Origin of the sequence: Oceanispirochaeta crateris (genome assembly GCF_008329965.1) — a bacterium.
Lineage (GTDB): Bacteria > Spirochaetota > Spirochaetia > DSM-2461 > DSM-2461 > Oceanispirochaeta > Oceanispirochaeta crateris.
Genome location: NZ_CP036150.1, coordinates 2,832,070 through 2,851,864, shown reverse-complemented (window position 1 = coordinate 2,851,864; position 19,795 = coordinate 2,832,070). Strand labels below are relative to the sequence as shown.

The 19,795-nt window shown below is 44.6% G+C and carries 18 protein-coding genes and 5 tRNA genes; 3 read left to right on the top strand and 20 right to left on the bottom strand.

The genetic code is table 11. The annotated features are described in order from the left end of the window. Window positions 1-70: 70 nt before the first annotated feature. From EXM22_RS12940 to EXM22_RS12880, 13 genes are all read right to left on the bottom strand, one after another. Window positions 71-1,039 carry a DHH family phosphoesterase gene (locus EXM22_RS12940; RefSeq protein WP_149486927.1) on the bottom strand — a complete coding sequence of 323 codons (969 nt, stop codon included), beginning with the start codon at window positions 1,037-1,039 and terminating at the stop codon, window positions 71-73. A gap of 3 nt (window positions 1,040-1,042) precedes the next feature. Then, window positions 1,043-1,447: a hypothetical protein gene (locus EXM22_RS12935; RefSeq protein ID WP_149486926.1), complete on the bottom strand. Its 405-nt coding sequence runs from the start codon at window positions 1,445-1,447 to the stop codon at window positions 1,043-1,045. A 161-nt stretch (window positions 1,448-1,608) separates the two neighbouring features. After that, window positions 1,609-4,059, bottom strand: coding sequence for an endopeptidase La (gene lon, locus EXM22_RS12930; protein WP_149486925.1), 2,451 nt, complete (start codon window positions 4,057-4,059; stop codon window positions 1,609-1,611). After that, window positions 4,034-5,320, bottom strand: coding sequence for an ATP-dependent Clp protease ATP-binding subunit ClpX (clpX, locus tag EXM22_RS12925; protein WP_149486924.1), 1,287 nt, complete (start codon window positions 5,318-5,320; stop codon window positions 4,034-4,036). The genes lon and clpX overlap by 26 nt, the downstream gene beginning before the upstream one ends. Window positions 5,321-5,323: 3 nt before the next feature. Then, window positions 5,324-5,917: an ATP-dependent Clp endopeptidase proteolytic subunit ClpP gene (clpP, locus tag EXM22_RS12920; protein ID WP_149486923.1), complete on the bottom strand. Its 594-nt coding sequence runs from the start codon at window positions 5,915-5,917 to the stop codon at window positions 5,324-5,326. A 28-nt stretch (window positions 5,918-5,945) separates the two neighbouring features. Beyond that, window positions 5,946-7,289, bottom strand: coding sequence for a trigger factor (gene tig, locus EXM22_RS12915; protein ID WP_149486922.1), 1,344 nt, complete (start codon window positions 7,287-7,289; stop codon window positions 5,946-5,948). Window positions 7,290-7,479: 190 nt separating this feature from the next. Further along, window positions 7,480-7,551, bottom strand: a tRNA-Gly gene (locus EXM22_RS12910). Window positions 7,552-7,560: 9 nt separating this feature from the next. Continuing rightward, a tRNA-Leu gene (locus EXM22_RS12905) sits at window positions 7,561-7,641 on the bottom strand. Between the two features lie 10 nt (window positions 7,642-7,651). Beyond that, window positions 7,652-7,724: transfer RNA gene (locus EXM22_RS12900), tRNA-Lys, on the bottom strand. Window positions 7,725-7,809: 85 nt separating this feature from the next. Then, window positions 7,810-7,883 (bottom strand) — tRNA-Arg (locus EXM22_RS12895). Between the two features lie 11 nt (window positions 7,884-7,894). Next, a tRNA-His gene (locus EXM22_RS12890) sits at window positions 7,895-7,967 on the bottom strand. A 137-nt stretch (window positions 7,968-8,104) separates the two neighbouring features. Continuing rightward, a complete protein-coding gene (locus tag EXM22_RS12885; protein ID WP_149486921.1) occupies window positions 8,105-10,309 on the bottom strand; it encodes an AAA family ATPase in 2,205 nt (734 codons plus the stop codon). A 9-nt stretch (window positions 10,310-10,318) separates the two neighbouring features. Further along, window positions 10,319-10,906 carry a DUF6657 family protein gene (locus EXM22_RS12880; RefSeq protein WP_149486920.1) on the bottom strand — a complete coding sequence of 196 codons (588 nt, stop codon included), beginning with the start codon at window positions 10,904-10,906 and terminating at the stop codon, window positions 10,319-10,321. 197 nt (window positions 10,907-11,103) lie between these two features. Between EXM22_RS12880 and EXM22_RS12875 the strand changes: the two genes are divergently transcribed. Then, window positions 11,104-11,475 carry a hypothetical protein gene (locus EXM22_RS12875; protein WP_149486919.1) on the top strand — a complete coding sequence of 124 codons (372 nt, stop codon included), beginning with the start codon at window positions 11,104-11,106 and terminating at the stop codon, window positions 11,473-11,475. Here EXM22_RS12875 and EXM22_RS12870 read toward each other — a convergent pair. From EXM22_RS12870 to EXM22_RS12860, 3 genes are all read right to left on the bottom strand, one after another. Further along, window positions 11,460-12,053, bottom strand: a complete 594-nt coding sequence (locus EXM22_RS12870; RefSeq protein WP_149486918.1) for a 5-formyltetrahydrofolate cyclo-ligase — start codon at window positions 12,051-12,053, stop codon at window positions 11,460-11,462. The genes EXM22_RS12875 and EXM22_RS12870 overlap by 16 nt on opposite strands. A gap of 95 nt (window positions 12,054-12,148) precedes the next feature. Further along, complete coding sequence (locus EXM22_RS12865; protein WP_149486917.1) at window positions 12,149-12,781, bottom strand: hypothetical protein; 633 nt, start codon at window positions 12,779-12,781, stop codon at window positions 12,149-12,151. Between the two features lie 144 nt (window positions 12,782-12,925). Further along, window positions 12,926-14,299: a metallophosphoesterase gene (locus tag EXM22_RS12860; protein WP_149486916.1), complete on the bottom strand. Its 1,374-nt coding sequence runs from the start codon at window positions 14,297-14,299 to the stop codon at window positions 12,926-12,928. A gap of 58 nt (window positions 14,300-14,357) precedes the next feature. On the opposite strand from EXM22_RS12860, the gene EXM22_RS12855 reads away from it, so the two are divergent. Beyond that, a complete protein-coding gene (locus EXM22_RS12855) occupies window positions 14,358-15,164 on the top strand; it encodes a sterol desaturase family protein (RefSeq protein WP_168203496.1) in 807 nt (268 codons plus the stop codon). Here EXM22_RS12855 and EXM22_RS12850 read toward each other — a convergent pair. The 3 genes from EXM22_RS12850 to EXM22_RS12840 are packed head-to-tail and all read right to left on the bottom strand — an operon-like array spanning window position 15,161 to window position 17,398. After that, on the bottom strand, window positions 15,161-16,582 hold the full coding sequence (locus EXM22_RS12850; RefSeq protein ID WP_149486914.1) for a hypothetical protein: 1,422 nt from the start codon (window positions 16,580-16,582) through the stop codon (window positions 15,161-15,163). The genes EXM22_RS12855 and EXM22_RS12850 overlap by 4 nt on opposite strands. 5 nt (window positions 16,583-16,587) lie before the next feature. Next, window positions 16,588-17,022, bottom strand: coding sequence for a Fe-S cluster assembly sulfur transfer protein SufU (sufU, locus tag EXM22_RS12845; protein ID WP_149486913.1), 435 nt, complete (start codon window positions 17,020-17,022; stop codon window positions 16,588-16,590). 13 nt (window positions 17,023-17,035) lie between these two features. Beyond that, entirely contained in the window at window positions 17,036-17,398 is a 363-nt protein-coding gene (locus tag EXM22_RS12840) for a response regulator (RefSeq protein ID WP_149486912.1), read from the bottom strand. Window positions 17,399-17,523: 125 nt separating this feature from the next. Between EXM22_RS12840 and EXM22_RS12835 the strand changes: the two genes are divergently transcribed. Then, a complete protein-coding gene (locus EXM22_RS12835; protein ID WP_149486911.1) occupies window positions 17,524-18,588 on the top strand; it encodes a sensor histidine kinase in 1,065 nt (354 codons plus the stop codon). Here EXM22_RS12835 and EXM22_RS12830 read toward each other — a convergent pair. Next, the gene (locus tag EXM22_RS12830) at window positions 18,583-19,794 is read right to left on the bottom strand and encodes an aminotransferase class V-fold PLP-dependent enzyme (RefSeq protein ID WP_210411481.1); all 1,212 of its coding nucleotides are present in this window, start codon (window positions 19,792-19,794) and stop codon (window positions 18,583-18,585) included. The two genes, EXM22_RS12835 and EXM22_RS12830, sit on opposite strands and share 6 nt — an antisense overlap. Window position 19,795: the final 1 nt, after the last annotated feature.

The following is a 19,795-nucleotide window of genomic DNA, read 5'->3' as shown; positions in this document are numbered from 1 at the left end:
CGTTCGTTAACAAAAATAGTGAATTAACAATGTATGGTCAATGAAATAAGTGCAAAAAAAGTGTTAATTTTTAGATTTGTTCAGAAAATAGATCCAGCAATTTCTGAAGTATCGTTTCCCTGTCGGCTTCGACCGCACAGCCCGCAGCCTTGACATGTCCGCCTCCTCCCAGTCTGGAGGCTATACGGCCCACGTCGATGGAGTTATTTGAACGGAGTCCAATAATACTCAGTGTAGGAGATTCCTCCCTGATCAGTGCAACGGCCTCACAGCCTGCTACGCTTTGGAGCAGTTGGTACAGTTTATCAGAATCTCTATCCTCTATTCCCAGTTCGTCTCTGTCCTCTTTTTTTTCCCAGGAAATAATGATTTTATCATGGCAATAAAAACGGGCCCTTTCCAGGATTCGGCCCATCAGACGTCTTGTGTTCAGTTCGCGTCCACCATTGATCTGGCGGTACACCGCATTGGGAGAGGCACCATTTTCAGCCATCTCGGCCACTCTGTTGAACACTGGGCCAGCACCGGCCTCCATGTGTCTGAAAAATCCTGTGTCTGTCGCAAAACCGAAAAAAAGCCAATGACTCGTCTGAGCATCAGGCTTCATCCGGTATTGATCCCACAATCCTTGAATCAACAGGGTTGTTGAGGGACTACCCGCATCAATATAGCGGAATTTTCCTTCAGCACTTCCAGAAGCATGATGGTCGATGACCATCAGATCAAAGGCTTCAAGCTCATCCTCTGGAAAACCTGTGCGGCTTATATCTGAACAATCAAGGAGAACGAGGAGTGTTCCATGAGGGTTAGGGTAGGACCAGGTCGATTCAAAGAGGGGTTCCATTTCTTTGATTTCAGGCCTTGTGAAAGGTCCTTTGGAGATTAGCCGGACGTTCTTGCTCAAGTTTCGAAGCAGAGCTGCCAGTCCCAATTGTGAGCACAGGCAGTCGGCATCGGGGTGTTCATGCCCTATGAGTATAAAATCTGTATATGATGAAAAACCCTCCTGAATGGAGGAGGGTATGGGAGTAAATGTCATGGATTATTGATATTCAATTACAAGTTCTTCATCGTTGAACTTATCATCATTGTCATCACCTCTGAGGTGTCCCCAGCTGGGATCATTAAAGTCTTCAATGAGGTATAGTCTGAAATGATCAATCTTTCCATCAACATAATAGAAGGTCGCATAAGGATAATGTTTTCCTGTCCCGTATGCAATTTCTCCATATCCTGCTGTCTTCTGGAACCATGAGATAGGTGCATAGAATGTCCCTATCGTCCTGTTTGATTTGATGTAGTCAACCTTGTATCCAAGGGCATGAGGATAAATCCTATTTATGGCCATTGTTTTGGGGTAAACACTCGCAGTTGTCGTCTCTGCAGACAAGAAGGATGCAGTAACGATCATAATGAAAAGGATAAAAAAAACAGCTTTTTTAGCCATAACAAAGGGCCTCCTGTGGATTCTCATATATATTTTAATAAAATTTCATTTTCTCTTATACAATTTATAATAGAAAAACCGGCTTATGGCAATTAAGTTTTTCAGATTCGCACTTTATAGTGACCACTTTAGAGTCAGATTTCTATTTCGGATCGAAAAAGCTAAAATGTCCCTTCCGGAAAGAGCTGTTCCAGAGCCTCTTTGACGGAAGAGCTGAAGATAAAACGAAGATCATCCCTTATTTCCTGAGGCAGATCCAGTTGATCTTTTTTATTTTTTTCTGGCAGCAGTATGATTCGGCACTTATTCCGGTGGGCTGCCATAACTTTCTCTTTCACTCCTCCGATAGGGAGTAAGCGGTCGGTGAGTGTTATTTCCCCGGTCATGGCCAGCGAGCTAATCAGGGGCGTCTTTTTAAGAGCTGAGAGCAGGGCTGCTGTTATGGTAATTCCCGCGGAAGGTCCATCCTTTGGTATGGCACCTTCAGGCACATGAATATGGATATCATATTCCTTCTGAAAGTTGGATTCAATACCGAATTCTTCTGCGTTGGCTCTTAGGTAAGAGAGGGCTATCTGGGCACTCTCCTTCATGACATCCCCTAGTTTTCCAGTGAGGATGAGTTTGCCATCTCCTTTGAGGAGGCTCACTTCCACGGGGAGAACTCTTCCGCCAACCTCAGTCCAGGCCATGCCGGTTGCCAGACCCGGACGGTCCCTCCTGTCACTATCCTCATCTTGTATGGGAGGATTCCCAAGGTAGTTTATAACGTCCTTTCCGCGTACCTGCAGGTTCAACAGGGAAAGATCTGGTAAGTTGTCAGCTTTATTTTCAATAGTTCCGAAGTAATCCTGATATTTGTGAATCCTGGCCGTGTGTACGTTGTTTCCACCGGGGCGCTTCTGGTAATTGTCTATGGCTTCCCTTGTAATCTTGCGAATGACTTGTCCTATTTGGCGTTCAAGGTTTCTCACTCCGGATTCCATGGTGTAATTTCGAATGATTGTCTGTAGGGCATCATCTCCGATATTCAGGTTGCTTGAGTCCATTCCGTTTTCTTTCATCTGTTTGGGAATGATAAAGCCCTTGGCTATGCGTAGTTTCTCTATTTCTGTGTATCCTGGAATTTCAATCACTTCCATCCTATCAACCAGGGGACGGGGAACATTGTGAAGAGAGTTCGCTGTGGTGATAAACATAACCTTGGACAGGTCATAGGGGACTTCCAGGTAGTGATCGGTAAAGGAGCTGTTTTGTTCAGGATCCAATACTTCCAAAAGAGCTGCTGAGGGGTCACCCCTGAAATCATTACTCATCTTATCTATTTCATCCAGAAGAAAAACGGGATTTGTAGTCCCCGCTTTTTTAATTGATTGAATGATCTTACCGGGCAGTGCTCCAACATATGTTTTCCGGTGCCCCCGAATTTCGGCTTCATCCCGGACCCCCCCGAGGGAGATCCTTACAAATTCTCGGTTGAGGGCCCTGGCAACAGAACGTCCCAGGGATGTTTTTCCTGTCCCCGGGGGACCCACAAAGCAGAGGATGGGTCCTTTGAGTTTTTCTCTAATCTGCCTTACTGCAATGTAGTCAAGGATTCTGTCTTTGGCTTTTTTTAAGTTATAGTGATCTTCATCCAGGACCTTGGCTGCCCTGGCCAGATTCATTCGGTCATCCGATTCTTCACTCCAGGGGAGATCAGCAAGCCATTCAAGATAGGTTCTTAGAACACCCGACTCGGGACTCATGGGCTGGAGGCGGGTAAGGCGTTTGACCTCTTTCAGGGCTTTTTCATGGATGTCTGTGGGCATACCCTTGCTGTTAATCCGGTTTTCAAGTTCGATGGCTCCCGAGGGATCGTCCTGGTTTGAGTTACCCAGTTCTTTGTTAATTTCCTTGAGTTGTTCATTGAGGAAATACTCTTTTTGGGTCTTCTCCATTTTTTTACGGACTCGGCCGGATATGTCCTGCTTCAGCGTGCTCTTTTCAATCTCGAGCTGCACGACTTCAGTAAGCTTGTTGATTTTTTCCCCTGGACTATCCATCTCAAGAAGCCCGATTTTATCTGCGGTTGGAATGGACATCTGGGATGCAATGAGGCCTATGAGCTTTTCAGGTGTTTGGGCTTGTTCAACCTGGGTTTTTATTTCGCGTGTGATTTTTTTGTTTTTGCGTGCGTATTCATAAAAAGTTTCCTGGAGTGTTTCCATTCCGATAGCAAGAGTTCTTCCAATCTCTCTGTGCTCCACAAGGCTTTTGTACTGGATCATCAGGATATCTTTTTTTTTGATTAATTTTAGAATCTGTCCCTTACTGCGTCCTTCGACCAGCAATCTGGAATTACCATCAGGAAGTTTAAGAACCTGCAGTATGTGGGCTACAGTCCCGGTGGGGTAGAGATGTTTTTTCTGGATGGTTGAATCTGCTTCTTCTTTCTGAAAAGCAAGGAAAATATCCCTTTTCCCCTTCATTGCTTCATCCACAGCTCTGGTGGACACAGCATCTGCAAGGAAAAAGGGAGCTACCGTATAAGGAAATATGACAGTATCCGGAAGGATAATGACAGGGAGCTCCTCTTTACGAAAACTAAGCTGTGATTTGTTTATTCTCATGAAGTGCATTTTCCCATGGTGCCTCAATTTTGTCAGGATCTGTGAGAATCACAGGCAACGCATCATTCTTAATGACATCCCTGGTGACGATGACCTTCTTTTTTCCCTCCATGGAAGGCAGATCATACATAATATCCAACAAAACTGTTTCGACTATGGAACGAATACCACGGGCACCTGTTTTTCTTTCCAGGGCTTTTTCCGCAATGGCATCTATGGCTGCCTCTTCAAAGGCAAGCTCTGTGTCATCCAGTTTCAGTGATTCCTCAAACTGTCTGATGATAGAGTTTCTGGGTTCTGTGAGAACTCTGATTAAATCTTCTTTCTTCAGAGTATCCAGGCTGACCTGGATGGGAAGTCGTCCAATAAACTCAGGGATAAGACCAAAGCGGACAAGATCGTCGGGGTGCATCTGCTTGAACAGCTGCGCCATATTCTTATCACCTGTTTTTCTAACGTCAGAACCAAATCCCATGGGCTGTTGACTCACTCTGGATTCAATGATCTTGTCTAAGCCGACAAAGGCTCCACCACAGATAATCAGGATGTTGGATGTGTCTATTTTAAGCATTTCCTGATTAGGATGCTTTCTGCCACCCTGGGGGGGGACAGACGCAGTCGAACCTTCGATGATTTTCAGTAGAGCCTGTTGAACGCCCTCACCTGAGACGTCTCTGGTAATAGACACATTCTCACCCTTACGGGCGATTTTATCGATCTCATCAATATAGATGATCCCTCTTTCGGCTGCCGCAATGTTGTTACCAGCTGCCTGGATCAACTTCAGGAGTATGTTTTCAACATCTTCTCCTACATATCCAGCTTCGGTCAGGGTTGTTGCATCGGCAATGGCGAAGGGAACCTTCAGCTTTCTGGCGAGAGTCTTAGCCAAAAGAGTCTTACCCGTTCCTGTAGGACCAATGAGGAGGACGTTTGTCTTCTCCAGCTCTACATCGCCGGAAACCTTGTCTTTGAACATGATTCTTTTGTAATGGTTGTAAACCCCAACGGAGAGGGTTCTCTTTGCAGACTCCTGCCCAATGACATAATCATCCAGGTATTGTTTGATTTCTTTGGGGGTGGGTATGTCATCTACAAAGTCAGAAGAAATATTTTCTTCTTCAGACATGATTTTATTACAAACCTGTACACACTCATCACATATATAAACTCCAGGGCCTGCAATCAATTTTTTGGCCACATCGGAGTGTTTACCGCAGAAGGAGCATACTTTTAATTCTTTACTTTTTGTTCTAGCCATCTTTTACCTCTTGAGAATGCTGTCTGTGATCCCATATTGGGCCGACTCTTCTGCAGACATGAAGAAGTCACGTTCCATATCGGAAGCAATCTCTTCGTAACCTTTTCCCGTATTGTCTGCAAAATATTGTATCAGCATCTTTTTGAGGCGGATGATTTCTCTGGCCTGAATGCCAATATCCCGGGCTTGACCCTGTACACCACCCCAGGGCTGATGAATCATGACACGTGCTGAGGGTAGGCAATATCTTTTTCCTTGGGCACCGCCTGCCAGGAGTACGGCTCCCATGGAAGCAGCCTGTCCTATACAGATGGTTTGAACGTCCGGCTTTATGTGCTGCATCGTATCGTAAATAGCCAGCCCGGCAGTTACTGAACCACCGGGGCTGTTTATGTATAGATTTATGTCTTTTTCTGGGTCTTCAGACTCCAAGAAAAGAAGCTGAGCAACCACAAGGTCAGCCGTTACATCGTGTATTTCACCATCCAGAAAAACAATTCTATCCTTTAGAAGGCGGGAATATATGTCATAAGACCGTTCTCCTGTTCCTGTTCTCTCAACAACAACAGGTACCAGGGTGTTATTCTGAACATGCATATCGGCAGATCCTTTTTAATTTGTTTTTTTAGGCCATCAGGTCGGTATAATCAACCTTGTCGGCACTTTTTTTGATCTTAGCATTGTCCAGCAGAAAATCAACTACCTTCTTCTGTTTTAGATCACTACTAAGATACTCTTTTAAGCCGGCTTCGCCAAATGATTTTTTGAGATCTTCCACAGGCATGTTGTACATTTCTGCCTGTTTTACAATTTCAGCTTCCATTTCTTCGTCTGTGGCTTCAATTTTTTCATCTTCAATAATCTTGTTGAAAATCAGCTGAGACTTCAAGCTTTTAATGGCATTCTCTTTCCAGGCCTCGAGCATCTGCTCTTTGGTCTGTCCCTGCATCTGCAGGAATTGAAGCATCTGCTCTTCCTGAGTCTGGGACTGCTGGAGAAAGTTTTTCCAGTTGTTTTCCTGTTCGGCCTTAATCATGGAAAGGGGAAGGACAATGTCACTTTCTTCAACCAGCTTGTTCATGAGCTGTTCTACTTTTTCGCCCTTTATTTTCGCTTCAGCTTTTTCCTTCAGCTGATTTTTGATGTCGCTTCTCAGGTCATCCAGGGTTTCAAACTTTTCATTTACATCCTGAGCCAGTTCGTCATCCAGATCGGGAAGCTGTTTTTCTTTTACAGCTTTTACCTTCACTTTCAATTTTACTGATCGACCGGCTAAGTCTTTATTTTCGAAATCTTCTTTATATTTTTTAGAAATGACCTTTTCTTCATCTTTCTTCATACCGATGATCTGTTTGTCAATCTTATACAGGTTGTAGCCCGTACCGACTGTGAAAACGAAGTCTTCTCTTTTTGTATCTACAATTTCTTCTTTGCCATTCATCTCGCAGTAATCAATAGTGACAATATTGTCATCGGCTACTGTTTCATCGGCTTTGTCCATGACTACAGAATTCTGTTCCTGGATTTTCTCCAGTTCGATATTCTCATGTTTTTTAAGGATCTTTACCTGTTTTTCTTCAATCTCGATTCCCTTGTATTCTCCGAACTTCACTTCAGGGAATGTGTCATAAACCAGTTCAAAGGTGAAATCTTCATCAGGGTTGAGAACAGGTTCTCCCTGCACTTCCGGATAATCATACCCTAGAGGTTTTTCTTCAAGATCTTCCATGGCAGCTTTGAGAGCCTTATCCATAAGGTTGGCAGCGGCTTCCTGTCGGATGCCTTCTCCAAACTTTCTTTCAATGACAGAAGTAGGCACTTTGCCTTTTCTGAATCCTTTAATCTGTACTTCTTTTGTGTACGTGCTCAGAAGTTCGTTGTACTCTGTGGCTGCGTGTTCTTTTCCGACAGTCAGGGAAAGTTTAACGGCAGAGTTTTCCAATTTTTCGACACTCTTACTGGTTATCACAGCACTATCCTTATTCAGTGGTATGTTTGGTATAAAAAAAAGACGACCCGGATAACACCCAGATCGTCCTCACCTTCCGTTTAGCGTTAGACGAAGCGGTCAAGGCTTCATCAGACGAAGTATAAAACAAATTCCATCATCTGTCGAAATCTGTATGTTTGTCAGGAAAAATACTATCCTGCATTAAATAAGCGAAAGACGGGACTTGAACCCGCGACATCGACCTTGGCAAGGTCGAGCTCTACCACTGAGCTACTTTCGCATTTATTGATACGAGAGAAGGGACTCGAACCCTTATACCGAAGGCACTGGTTCCTAAGACCAGCGTGTCTACCAATTCCACCACTCTCGCATAAAAAAAATGAGCCGTAAAGGGATCGAACCTTTGACCCGCAGATTAAGAGTCTGCTGCTCTACCAGCTGAGCTAACGGCCCTGGTATGAAAACCAACCAATCCAAAGACTGGTTATTAAACATCGAGGCAACGGATAATTCCAATTGCCTTTTATCGATGTTTGTATACGTCCAGCAGGATTCGAACCTGCGACCCACGGATTCGAAGTCCGGAACTCTATCCAGCTGAGCTATGGACGCAAAAAAAACAGGGTGAATGACGGGGCTCGAACCCGCGACAACCAGAACCACAATCTGGTGCTCTACCGACTGAACTACATTCACCATCTTTTAAGAACGTGACGTATAATTATATAAAAGAGTGTTTTTGTCAATATTAGTAGATTGAATTCTTTAAATTCAGGGAAAAAGGGAAAGCAGATTCTATACTTTCCCTGTATATATTGATCTTCAGCCCTCCATTAGAATTGTGCCTTTAACAGTACTCGGACACTCTGCCAATTCACATGAGCGCCTTCGAGATGGTTTAGGCAGTACTCACTGTATGCTTTCATATTCTCTTTTCCCAGGGATTTCATCATTCTGAACCCTAGACTGCCTTCCTTCTCTGTATTTAACCAGTTTGTAAGCTGTTCCCTGCTGAGAATCCTTTCCTCACTGTTTTTCAGCAATTCTGCCTCGACTGAGGAGGCTCCGCATTTTTTCAGCAAGGCAACTGCCGATTTCTGGGATGCCAATCCGGGATAGGCCTCGTTGTACACCTGGAGTTCTGCCTTGCGGATATGAAGCCATGATTCCAGATCCTTTTCACCTTCTGGAAGAAAGTCGCTGAGCCGGCTTCCTTGTGCGGGAAGAGGTTCACTGCATAAGATGACAGACCCGGTTGTGCAGAGTTTTATTAATGCTTCCCATTCTTTTTCCCATTGACTGAAGGGAATCCTTGAAATCCAGTCCCTTGTCAGGATGGCTTCGAACCGGGTGTATTGTTTTTGTATTTCTTCAAGATCCTGGAACATTTGCTCAGAGGAGCCGCCAAAAAACACGGGCCTTTCTGATTCGGGAAGACTGCGGAGGAAATGTTCGCAGAGGTTGAGGTTTTTCTGATCTTGAAACCATGCACAGACTCCCCCTTCCGGGACCTGCCTCCAGGCTTCCCACAGTAGGAGTCCGCTGTTTTCCCGCCAAACCAAAATTTTATGATGCCGTTCCGTCATGAGCAAGCTGAACATCTTTTGACGCATTTCTTCTAAAAATCGGCCCGCACTGCCTCTGGTTCGCCGCATCCATGAGTTCCGCTCTTTATCACCAGGAGAAAACGTGAGATTTTCGAGAGAGTCGTCTATCATGGCTGCCATTTGGAGTTCTCTCCGGCTGATGACTTCTTTTTGAATTTCCGCTTCATAACCCTGCGATGCCGGCTGGTAAAAGATTCTGCCCTTGAGTCCCTCGGGAAGGTAGGCCTGGGCCACCCAGTGATCTCTGTAGGCATGGGGATAGTTGTAACCCTCTCCGTGTCCAAAGCCGTGTTTGTCTCTGCTGGGGTCCCGCAGGTGGTTGGGTACTTCCCGGGCGGCCTCTTCTTCTACGACCTGTACCGCATCGAAAAACGCCATGGTCGAATTGGATTTAGGTGCCGTTGCCAGGTAAATAGCCGCCTGGGTTAAATGAAACTGACCTTCGGGAAGTCCTACTCTATCAAAGGCCTGAGCCGCAGCGTTGACCATGACCAAGGCCTGGGGGTCGGCCATGCCTATATCCTCTGCGGCAGAGATAATCATCCTTCTCAGGATGAAGCGGGGATCTTCACCAGCCGTGATCATTCTGGCCATCCAATAGAGGGCGGCATCAGGGTCTGAGCCCCGTATTGATTTTATAAATGCACTGATGGTGTCATAGTGGTAGTCTCCTTCTTTGTCATAGAGGACTACTTTTTTTTGAATGCTTTCCTCAGCCGTCTCAAGGTTTATTCTAATTTCTGTATTATCCGGGGGAGGGTAGGAGTCTGGTGTTGTTTCTACGGCAAGTTGAAGAGAATTTAAAAGACTCCGGGCGTCCCCGTCGGCTGTTTTTACCAGGTGTTCCAGGGCTCCCTCATCAAATATAACATTCCATCGTCCGTATCCCCTCTCTTTATCGGCGATTGCCTGTCTGGCTACTCCGAAGAGATCTTCGGTCTGCAGTTGTTTGAGTTGGAAAATCCGGCTGCGGCTGACAAGAGCGGAATTGACTTCAAAATACGGGTTTTCAGTGGTGGCCCCCACCAGGATAATCGTTCCGTTTTCTACCCAGGGAAGGAGGGCATCCTGTTGGGCCTTATTCCAGCGGTGGACTTCATCCACAAAGAGTATTGTGCGTCTTCCGTGGATATCTCTCAGTTCTTGAGCCTCATGTATGGCTTCTCTGACCTGTTTCACGCCGCTTAGTACCGCATTCAGGCTTAAAAAGCGGCTGCTTGTTGTTCCGGCTATGACCCTGGCCAGAGTCGTTTTTCCTGTTCCCGGAGGACCGTAAAAAATAAGAGATGAGAGCTGGTCCGCTTTGATGGCTCGCCTGAGGAGACGGCCTTTTCCGACGATGTGGTCCTGACCTATGTATTCGTCCAGATTCCGAGGGCGCATTCTGGCGGCGAGTGGTTCATTCTGGGGAGATGATTGAAAAAGATCCATGAAGGTGGATTATATCATACCCTGTTTCAATTGATCTTTGGCTTGTTTCAATACCTCATTGTACTGTTGATCCATCCGGCTCATCTGATCTGAAAGCAGCTGAAGAAATTCGGGGTCCTGCTCCGGTGTTAACTGCACACTTTGGCCGGTCTGCTGCCTCATTTTCAGCTCTTTTTGTCGGAGTTGAGGTTCATATTGTTTCTTCAAGGATTCTTCCAAATGATCCAGATTGCTCAGGTATTGTGTAAAAAGCTGCTCAAGCTGACCAAACATTTCCTCAATTTCTTTCTTCTTGCCTGTCAGAACTCCCAGGGCATCGCTTAAAGCCGGAAGTTTTGATACATCCGCTTCTATCCGGGGGAGGGTTAAGTTTGCCAGAAATGCCTCGGCAGCACCAGTTTTAAACCATTCCAGTTCTTCACCTTTCAGGCTCTTTAATTTTTCTTTCAAATCTGCATTGGCAGGATTGTCCATATATTGAGAGGCTGATACCCGGCCTTCCCTTATTTGCGTGTTCTTCTTGACAACCTGTTTATCAGCCTTCAGATCTGCTGTTTTTTCCATTGCCAACTCAAGTGCTGACTTTATTTTACCCATTGTATGGTCCTTAAATTAAAGCGTGTTTACTGCCAGAATTACTGACAGCCTGTATTGTTCAAGATAATAGGATAATAGAGGACAATCAAGGATTTCTTTATCTCAGTTAGGGTAGTGCGGGATCAAAATGAGAGGGATGTCAGACTTTTTTAGGGGGTTTTGATGTTCTTCTTTCATTATGATAGTATCCTTGACAGATGAAAACCAATAGAAGAAGTCAAAAACACAGAGCCGATAAATACAGCCGGAGAGCGGCTGTTATGCTGGAGCAGTTTCATTGGGAGAAGGCCGAGTCTCACTTCCTTGCCCTCATGGAAACAGCTGTTCTTACAATTGAAGAAATTCGTGAGTTAACCTGGGCTCAAGTCAGAACCAGTTATGAAGGAATTGTGATTCTGGATCGGGTGATTCCCCTGAAGGAAGAGTATTTGGAGTCTATGCGATCTGTCCTTGAAACCCGCATTGGTTTCTATGGCGAAGACCTGAATAGCAGCGACGGCAGTCCCCGTCTTTTTTCTAAAGAAAGCTTGAAAGTCATAACAAAAGAACTGGATCAATTTAAAGAATGAGGTCGGATCAGACGGTCTTCACAACAGATTGTCTGAACACTCTTATCATGATCTTCAGTAGGGATTTCATCCATTAATACAGCCTCCCAGCAGATTCCCATGGTGGTCATATTCAGGTTTTTTTCGACCCTTTCAAGGTAGCGGTCGTAATATCCTCCTCCCCGCCCCATCCTTATGCCTTCTCTCGTAAATCCCAGCGCAGGAACGAGCATCAGAACCTTCCTGGATGTTTCCGGATCAAACCGGGGAGAGTCTAGCAGGGGTTCTCTGATATTCCATTTATTTATTTCAAGGAAAGCCGAATCCAGGCTCTTTATTTCATGAAACTCCATGGCCTTATCCTTGATTCTAGGAACAAAAACAGCCTTTCCTTCTTGAAGTGACTCCATAACCAGTTCGTCTAAAGATATTTCCTGATTGAACGACAGGTACGCCAGAATGACAGTGGCCTCTTTCCAATCTGAAGACCCAAGAACGGTGTTGCAGATTGTATGACTCAGCCTCGAAATCTCATCTTTTGATAAATCATCCAGGCGCGCTTGGAGAGTCTTTCTCATTGCAGATTTTAGTTGTTTCATATTCTTTCGATTCTAGTACAGGAGGGGACATAAATGAAAGGCCGAATATCCTTTCGGCCTTCTGAATTTGAGTTTATGAGTCTGATGGCTTGGGTTTATTGACTGAAAGCCACACCCATGCTGTTTGTTCTTAAGGCTATATAATTTCCCTCCAAGGGTGTATCAGAGCTTAAGGGAAATTTGTAATAATAATTGGCTTTGAATGGGTCGTACACTTTTGCCATTCCTGTTTTGCCGTCAATGACTATTTTGATAGGAAGGGTGTAGCCCAGATATTTAGCAAGCATGGGTTCTACAGACTTGAGAGAAACACTTTGAACTAGATTCATCCGGCTGTTGGATTCACTCTTGTAAATTTGAGCGCTCAGGCCTTTGGGTGTTGAATCTGAAACGGGATTTTCATCATAATTGACCCATAGAAGGTAGGATTCTCCCTCACCCCAAGCCTTGCCGGTAGATGGTTTATCTACAAATACATGGATACCGAACCCACCTTTTCCATCGGCGAGGCCATCAATGTACTTTGCTTTAAACTCATAAACCATGGTTCCGCTCTGCGGTGCATAGATGTTTGCCTTGGTCATTCCAGCAAGCAAATCTGTTTGTGACAGCATGGTTGATGTGATTTTCCAATCACCATAAGTTGTTTTAACTTTCATTGAATCTGCAAAAATATTTGCAGATAAAACAACGGTTAAACAGACGAGAAGTAAGAGTGCTTTTTTCATTTAATTTGTCTCTCCCTGAAGAATTATAGTTTTTACTAAAAACAATCTGAATTCCAGATTAAACCCGTTTTATTCAGGTGACAAGGGAAAAAAAAGCATTAATCTACCAGAATTCATTGATTCTGGATTAATCAATCATCTTTGTTACTTTTGAGATTTAAAGTTGTTTATAATAAATTCAGAGGCTTCCAGAATGTTGTTTTTTATGACAAGGTTCGGGATCTTTTTGTCTTTAATATTCTTTTCGGTTATCCTCCCATCACCGGTTCTTACCAGTAGGGGGGTTACCTTCCCGTTGATGGCGCAAATCAAATCACCTTCACGATCTCCAATCATCCAACCATGTTTTCGGTTTAATCCCAGGAGTGACACTGCCTTATTCAGGAGGACAGGGGATGGTTTAGCAATACTGGTGTCGCTGTAGTCGGGATGGACCGCTTTCTTTCCGGCACCACTACTGAAATAGATCGCATCGGGCTGGCTCTCAGGGGTCCCTGTTTCACTGGTAAGGAGGTAGCACATGTATTCATGGTTTAAAAGGACGATTGATTCGGGAACATACCCAAGGCCAATGCAGGATTGGTTTGTATTCACAACTACAGCAAATCCTGCCTCTTTTAGGTTCCAAATTGCCTGAGCCGCCCCAGGAATCAATTCCATTTTTTCGGGACCTGTTGTGTAGGATGAGAGGGTGGAAATGACTCCATCTCTATCGAGAAAAACGACAGGTTTATTTTTATGTATGCTGCGCTTCTGTACTTCGAGGCGTCTAGTTTTTACAAGGGATCGACCTTTCAGTTCATGGATAAGGTAGGGGTGGGGCTTGGCGCAGAAGGCTGGAGCAGAAATCCAGGAAGTCTCGTTTATTTTGTATTCTTTTATTCCAGGATGATAGTGCCCTGATAGACTGAGTATGACTTTGCCAGAGCGGGCGCATAGTTTTCTCAGGTTTTCGGATTCCTTATAGATATGCTTCAATTTTATCCCATTGGCTGGTGTGCAGAGAAAATGCTGCAGATGAATCTGAGGGGGACTCTCCGGGTCATTCAGCATGGTCTCCATCAGCTTTCGTTCCCTATCAAAACGACGGGGTTGTCCTCCTTCCCATTGGCGGTCATGAAAACTGATAAACCGGTATCCCATAAAATCCCTCACCAGAGCTTGGTCTCCCCATATCTCGGAGAAGAGTTCCGGATCATCCTTATTCCCCGGTATAATAATCCAGGGAATACCCGACTTATCCAATAAAGATCTGATGGCCAGATAATCTTTCCGGATCATCTTCTTAAAAGGGGTGGTGAGATCCATGTAATAGTTGTTATGCTTGAGTACAACCCCGGGAGTATCTATGATATCACCTGTAATGACCAGGATATCGATCTCACCTTTCAGGTTCTGGAGAACTTTCTCGAGCATAATTGGCATCTCACGGCTTCTGTTCTTATGTTTATGAGACGATCCCGGTGTATAATAGCGGTAATGAATGTCGGTTATATGGCCGATTTTCAGTGATTTCATATTGCTTAGGATTTTAGTTAATATTAGAAAAATTGGGAATAGTCATAAGGGAGGAACCATGGTGATAAGGCTCATTATTTTCGGAGGTCTGCTTGTTCTCTTTGTTCTCTGGGAATCATTTTTTCCAAGAAGGCAACAAGGGACACTGCTGAAAAACAGGATCTGTAATCTCTCACTTTCGCTGATCAATTCACTGATTGTATTTATTCTTCCCATCAATATAGCTGTTTTGGCTATGAATGCCGGAAACAGGGGATTTTTGTACTCTTTGAGTCTGCCCTTTCCTGTGCATCTCATCCTGTCGCTGCTCCTTTTGGACATGGTCATTTACTTTCAACACCTCATGTTTCATTCTGTCCCCCTCTTGTGGCAACTTCATAAGGTACATCATGCAGACAGAACCCTGAACGCGACTTCTGCCGTTCGCTTCCATCCTGTAGAAATCTTTATTTCTCTAGGGATTAAGGTCTCCGCCGTTCTTCTCATTGGGGTACCGGCATCTGGAGTTATCCTTTTTGAAATCATCCTCAATGGATGCTCTCTTTTTAATCATTCCTGCATTCAAATCCCCTTAGGAGCAGACCGGGTTCTCAGGTTTTTTCTGGTTACACCCGACATGCATCGAATTCATCATTCGGTGCGTTTGAGAGAAACAAACAGGAATTTTGGCTTTTGTCTGACATGGTGGGATTTTATTTTTGGAACGTACAGGCAGAATCCTGTGCAGGATCAGAAAAGCTTTCTATTGGGTCTTTCCGGTTATACGAATGGAGAAGATCGGTCAATTTTAAAGAGCCTGCTCATGCCTTTTGACGGTAAAGCCAAATCTTATTCTATCAAAGGCATGGGGAAACAGGGCGCTTAAGGATCAGGAAGTTCGGTTTCTTCCATCAATGTAGTGCGGATCAAAGCCCGGCCAATGCGGTATAGGATGACTTCTTTTCCCTTGTCCTGTAGTATTCTACCAAAGAGTGGCAGACCCAGTCCGGCAATGCCTCCTGGAGTGGCTTTTCTTAATTTCAATATTTGCCGCATTTTGAAAAAGGGCCTGAGGTTTTTCCACGAGTCTTTTCCCTTGGAGCTGAGAAGGGTGATCAGTGGCTGTTTGCTGAATTCCCTGACTTTTCTAAACAGGTCTACCGACATCTTTTCTAGGGCAAAGCGGCTTCCAGGTGCATTGGAGTAGACTGATCCCAAAGCAATAATGCTGAGTTTGTATGAGATTGAGATAAGCTGATTCAGTCTGTAGGATTCCAATGGCTTTTCTTTGCCTGGATAATAAAGGCTGGAGATACTCTGAACCAAATGCTTCAGAATTACCTTTGTTGCAGGAGGTTCAGAGGAGGACCCCAGTTCTTCATAAACGGCTGAAATTGTTTTTCTGAGAAATCCTTCTACTTTTCCCTTGAAACGGAATCTTTTCAAGTCTGCATCCGGATGGAGTGAAAAAGCCGGATCGGGAGTCAGGCCGGCATTGAGGAGAATCCTTTCATAGGCTTTGATCATATCGTTTAGAACTTCTTTGTTTTGAATTCCTTTGGGTATGAGAGACAGTTCTCTGTCGAAATGCCGGCTTTTCCGTATGATTTCATGTTTTGAAAATCTGATCCGCCTGTCGTCTATTTCTCTTGAATGCCCACCATAAAGATAGAGCATGTATTGTGATGTTCTAAAGAGGAGGTTGAGGTAGAAGCTTCGTATGAAGCCTTCCCAAAAAAGGCGGAGTAAAATGCTTCTAATACTGAAAAACAGGAGGCCGGGTATTCCCAGTACCGGTAGAAGTGCCAGTCGTATTGTCTGGGTAAAAATTCCTTTTTTGTTTAAAAAATGGAGAAGTGGGATGTTCTTCAAAACCCTTCCTGCTTCGTACCCGCGGCGGAAGGGGGTATACCAGCTGATTTTTCGACCCAAAAGGTAACGGAGAAGAAAGCTCTTCTTTCTTTTTGAGTAGACATCCTCATAGGCCATGAGCATGATTTCCAGAAATCGGAGAGGAGTAAAGTTCAGCCGGATTGTGCCGGTCTCATCGGCCGGGGATACTACTTCTATGAGGGCCTTGATATCTTCTTGAAGATTCATCCGTTCTGATGACATCAGTCTCTTTTTTAGTAGAGGCATCATGGCTTTGCTTCGTTCCTGGCTGAGTTCATCTTCCCATTTATATCCCGTCTTCCTGATTCTTCGGAATAAAAAAGGGGTGAGGATGAAACGGATTGCCAGAGGCAGGAGGACGAATGAGATTCCTCCCATTATCCCCGCTGCCGTTAGCAGAGATCGTAACACTGGTGTCAGAGTTTTTCCTTGTTTAGTAATAGATCCAATGTCTGCCAGGCCAAGGTGGCACATTTGAGGCGGACTGGATACTGCACCAGACCCTGAAGGGACACAATATCACCAAAGGGTTCCAGATTTTCCCCAGGCTCTTCTCCCCGGAAAACTTTGTGTATTTCCAGGGCAGTGGCCAGTGCTTCCTCTCGGGTTTTACCGCTTAATAATTCTGTCATCATCGAAGCCGAAGCCATGCTGATGGAACAGCCTTCACCGTCAAAAGAAATAGAGGAGATCCTCTCTTCTTCATCCCAAACTATTTTGAGAGCCACCCTGTCACCGCAGGACGGATTATCCAAAACGGCGCCCTGGTCCTTGTCGCTCAGAGCTTGTTTGTTCCTGGGATGTCTGTAGTGATCCTGGATGATTTCCTTATATAAATCGTCAAACTGCATGCTTTATCCTAATCTATTCCAGGACCTCTTTTATTTTCCTTTGTAGCTCTTCATCTCTGATCGGCTTAAGGAGGTAGGCCGCTGGTTTTACTGTCATGGCCTTTTTCCGGATTGAATCATTGGGGTATGCTGTGAGAAAAATGATGGGTGTATCATTGATCATCTTGACTCTCTGTGCTGCATCAATTCCATCTATAAAGCTCTTGAGGTAAATGTCCATAATAATGAGGTCGGGTGTGTTTTTTATCACTGAGGGCATGACTCCGTCGGCATTTCTGACAACATCTGGCACTTTATATCCAGCCTTTTCCAGAGTTTCCCGCAGTTCCATGCCTATGATAGGCTCATCCTCGACAATAAGAATGGTTTTTGCCATTTTTGTATGTCTCCGTTTTTAAATTTTGTTATAATATTTTACATAATTTAGAGGAAACTCCACAAATATATGAGCACCTCTGTTGACCCAAGTATTGCATAAATCTTATAAATTATCCAATTACCATGATAAGCAACCAGAATTATAAATCAATATTGACTCCCTTTGATAAGAAGATCAATTTTATTCTCTTCAGAATTTTAAAGAATCATAAGTATAAAAGTCTTTTTATTGCCTTGGCTCTGTATGTCATTATACTGCTAATTTTTGGAGATTTCCTGAAAATCTCCTGTAATTATTTTGTTCTGATTCCTTTAATAGCCTTTTCTTTTGTGTATGGCTTTCCTGGAGGGCTTTTGTTCGGTATGATGGCCCTCCCTTTGAATATCATGATGTTTTATTTAATGGGGCAAATGTTTTTTGTTCCTGAGAATCTGTATATTGCCGAATTGAGTGGTCTTCTTGTGGGTGGTATCACAGGTTATCAGAGTGAATATTTCATTAAATTGATCAAAGAAATTGAAGTCCGTAGGACGGCTGAAACCCTTTTGCGGGAAAGTCTTGAAGACAAGGAACTGCTCCTCAAAGAGGTGAATCATCGGGTCAGAAATAATTTGAACATTATAAAGAGCCTGATTCAGCTCCATTCCAATAAGATGGAACATCCCATATTTCGAGAAGAATGTGATAAGTTGAAAGACAGGGTTTTTTCAATTTCCCTCATTCATGAGCAGCTATTCCTTGAAAATCAGCCTCTAATGCTGGATCTTCCCTGCTATATGGATACTCTCCTGGACAATCTCGTTCTTTCCATAAAAAAACAGGACGTACGCCTGAACAGGCAGTGGCCCGATACAGGAATGCCCATCAGCAGTTACAGGGTTTTATATTTGGGACTGATCGTTCATGAAGTGGTTATGAACAGCCTGAAATATGGTTGCCCGGCTGATGGAACCCCTGAGATTTTCATATCTCTTGATGATTTAGGAAGAAACCAGTATTTACTTCGTATTTCTGATAACGGCTCGGGATTTGATCCTCAGACCAGTGCTAAAGGTCTGGGTCTTCGTATGATCGAGACTCTGAGCCAGCATCTGGACGGCTCTGTTCGCTGGGAGTTTGACGAGGGTTGTTGCTTTTTTCTAGAGTTTTCGAACAAGCAGCCTGAAGTCTTCTGTTCTAATTTATAAAACAAACTCTTCGGCCTCAGCCAGAGTCTTAAGAAGGCTGTCTATCTGCCCCACATTGTTGTAGAAATATACGCTGGCTCTAGTTGTGGAAAGAGCATTCAGCTTTCGGGCAAGAGGGTGGGCACAGTGGTGTCCCGCGCGCAGGGCGAATCCCTTCGAGTCTAAGTACTGCGTCAGGTCATGGGAATGGGTCCCCTTTCTCGTAAAGGCTGCAATTCCTCCCCTATGTCGTCCTTTCCCGTAAAGGGTATATTCCTCCAGAGAGTCCAATCCCCGTATTAATCTTTTTGTCAGAATCTTTTCCTGCTCCTCAATTCTATCCATCCCCCAGCTCTGAAGGTAGTGGACTGCCGCGGCCAGGCCGACCACTCCGGCAATATTGGGGGTTCCCGCTTCGAATTTATGGGGAAGGCTGTTCCATTCGCTATGATCCAGGAAAACTGACCGGATCATTTCTCCTCCTCCGCGAAAAGGAGGCAACTCGTCCAGGAGCTCCCTTTTTCCATAGAGGACTCCTGTTCCTGTGGGTCCACACATCTTATGCCCAGAAAATGCCAGGAAATCACAATTCAAATCCTGTACATCCACCTTTATATGAGGTACGCTCTGGGCTCCGTCTATCAGGACTTTCACTCCCCGTTCATGAGCCAGTTTAATGATTTCTTTGACGGGATTGATTGTGCCAAGGACATTGGACATATGCGTTAAGGCCAGGAGTTTTGTCCTGGGAGACCAGAGGGTTTTCAGAACCTCTAGGTTTAGTTCTCCCGATTCATCCACGGGGATAAATTTCAAGACAGCACCGGTTCTCTCCCCCTGAATCTGCCAGGGGACGAGATTGCTGTGGTGTTCCATCTCCGTTAGAATTATTTCATCTCCAGGTTCTATATACCTTTGGCAGTATACAGTGGCTGCCAAGTTTATGCTGTCAGTGGCACCGGAAGTAAAGATGATCTCATCTGTCGAAGACGCCCCTATGAAGGCTGCTACAGTTTGCCTGGCTTCTTCATAGCGCCGAGTTGATTCTTCACCCCATCGGTGTATGGCCCTGTAGACATTGGCATTACAGTTTGAATAATAGTCCATTATAGCCTCTAGGACAGCTTTGGGCTTCTGTGTTGTTGCTGCATTATCAAGGTACACATAGCTCTCATCCCCATTAAAAATGGGGAAATCTAAGGCGGAATGCTCAATGGATCGTTTCAAA

What these genes read in the sequence shown, in the direction of transcription:
- EXM22_RS12840 (WP_149486912.1), bottom strand. Translation starts at nt 17,398, where the DNA reads ATGGCAAAAACCATTCTTATTGTCGAGGATGAGCCTATCATAGGCATG.
- clpX (WP_149486924.1), bottom strand. Translation starts at nt 5,320, where the DNA reads ATGGCTAGAACAAAAAGTAAAGAATTAAAAGTATGCTCCTTCTGCGGT.
- EXM22_RS12940 (WP_149486927.1), bottom strand. Translation starts at nt 1,039, where the DNA reads ATGACATTTACTCCCATACCCTCCTCCATTCAGGAGGGTTTTTCATCA.
- sufU (WP_149486913.1), bottom strand. Translation starts at nt 17,022, where the DNA reads ATGCAGTTTGACGATTTATATAAGGAAATCATCCAGGATCACTACAGA.
- clpP (WP_149486923.1), bottom strand. Translation starts at nt 5,917, where the DNA reads ATGCATGTTCAGAATAACACCCTGGTACCTGTTGTTGTTGAGAGAACA.
- EXM22_RS12865 (WP_149486917.1), bottom strand. Translation starts at nt 12,781, where the DNA reads ATGAAAAAAGCACTCTTACTTCTCGTCTGTTTAACCGTTGTTTTATCT.
- lon (WP_149486925.1), bottom strand. Translation starts at nt 4,059, where the DNA reads ATGAGAATAAACAAATCACAGCTTAGTTTTCGTAAAGAGGAGCTCCCT.
- EXM22_RS12855 (WP_168203496.1), top strand. Translation starts at nt 14,358, where the DNA reads ATGGTGATAAGGCTCATTATTTTCGGAGGTCTGCTTGTTCTCTTTGTT.
- EXM22_RS12875 (WP_149486919.1), top strand. Translation starts at nt 11,104, where the DNA reads ATGAAAACCAATAGAAGAAGTCAAAAACACAGAGCCGATAAATACAGC.
- EXM22_RS12880 (WP_149486920.1), bottom strand. Translation starts at nt 10,906, where the DNA reads ATGGGTAAAATAAAGTCAGCACTTGAGTTGGCAATGGAAAAAACAGCA.
- EXM22_RS12935 (WP_149486926.1), bottom strand. Translation starts at nt 1,447, where the DNA reads ATGGCTAAAAAAGCTGTTTTTTTTATCCTTTTCATTATGATCGTTACT.
- EXM22_RS12835 (WP_149486911.1), top strand. Translation starts at nt 17,524, where the DNA reads ATGATAAGCAACCAGAATTATAAATCAATATTGACTCCCTTTGATAAG.
- EXM22_RS12885 (WP_149486921.1), bottom strand. Translation starts at nt 10,309, where the DNA reads ATGGATCTTTTTCAATCATCTCCCCAGAATGAACCACTCGCCGCCAGA.
- EXM22_RS12870 (WP_149486918.1), bottom strand. Translation starts at nt 12,053, where the DNA reads ATGAAACAACTAAAATCTGCAATGAGAAAGACTCTCCAAGCGCGCCTG.
- EXM22_RS12860 (WP_149486916.1), bottom strand. Translation starts at nt 14,299, where the DNA reads ATGAAATCACTGAAAATCGGCCATATAACCGACATTCATTACCGCTAT.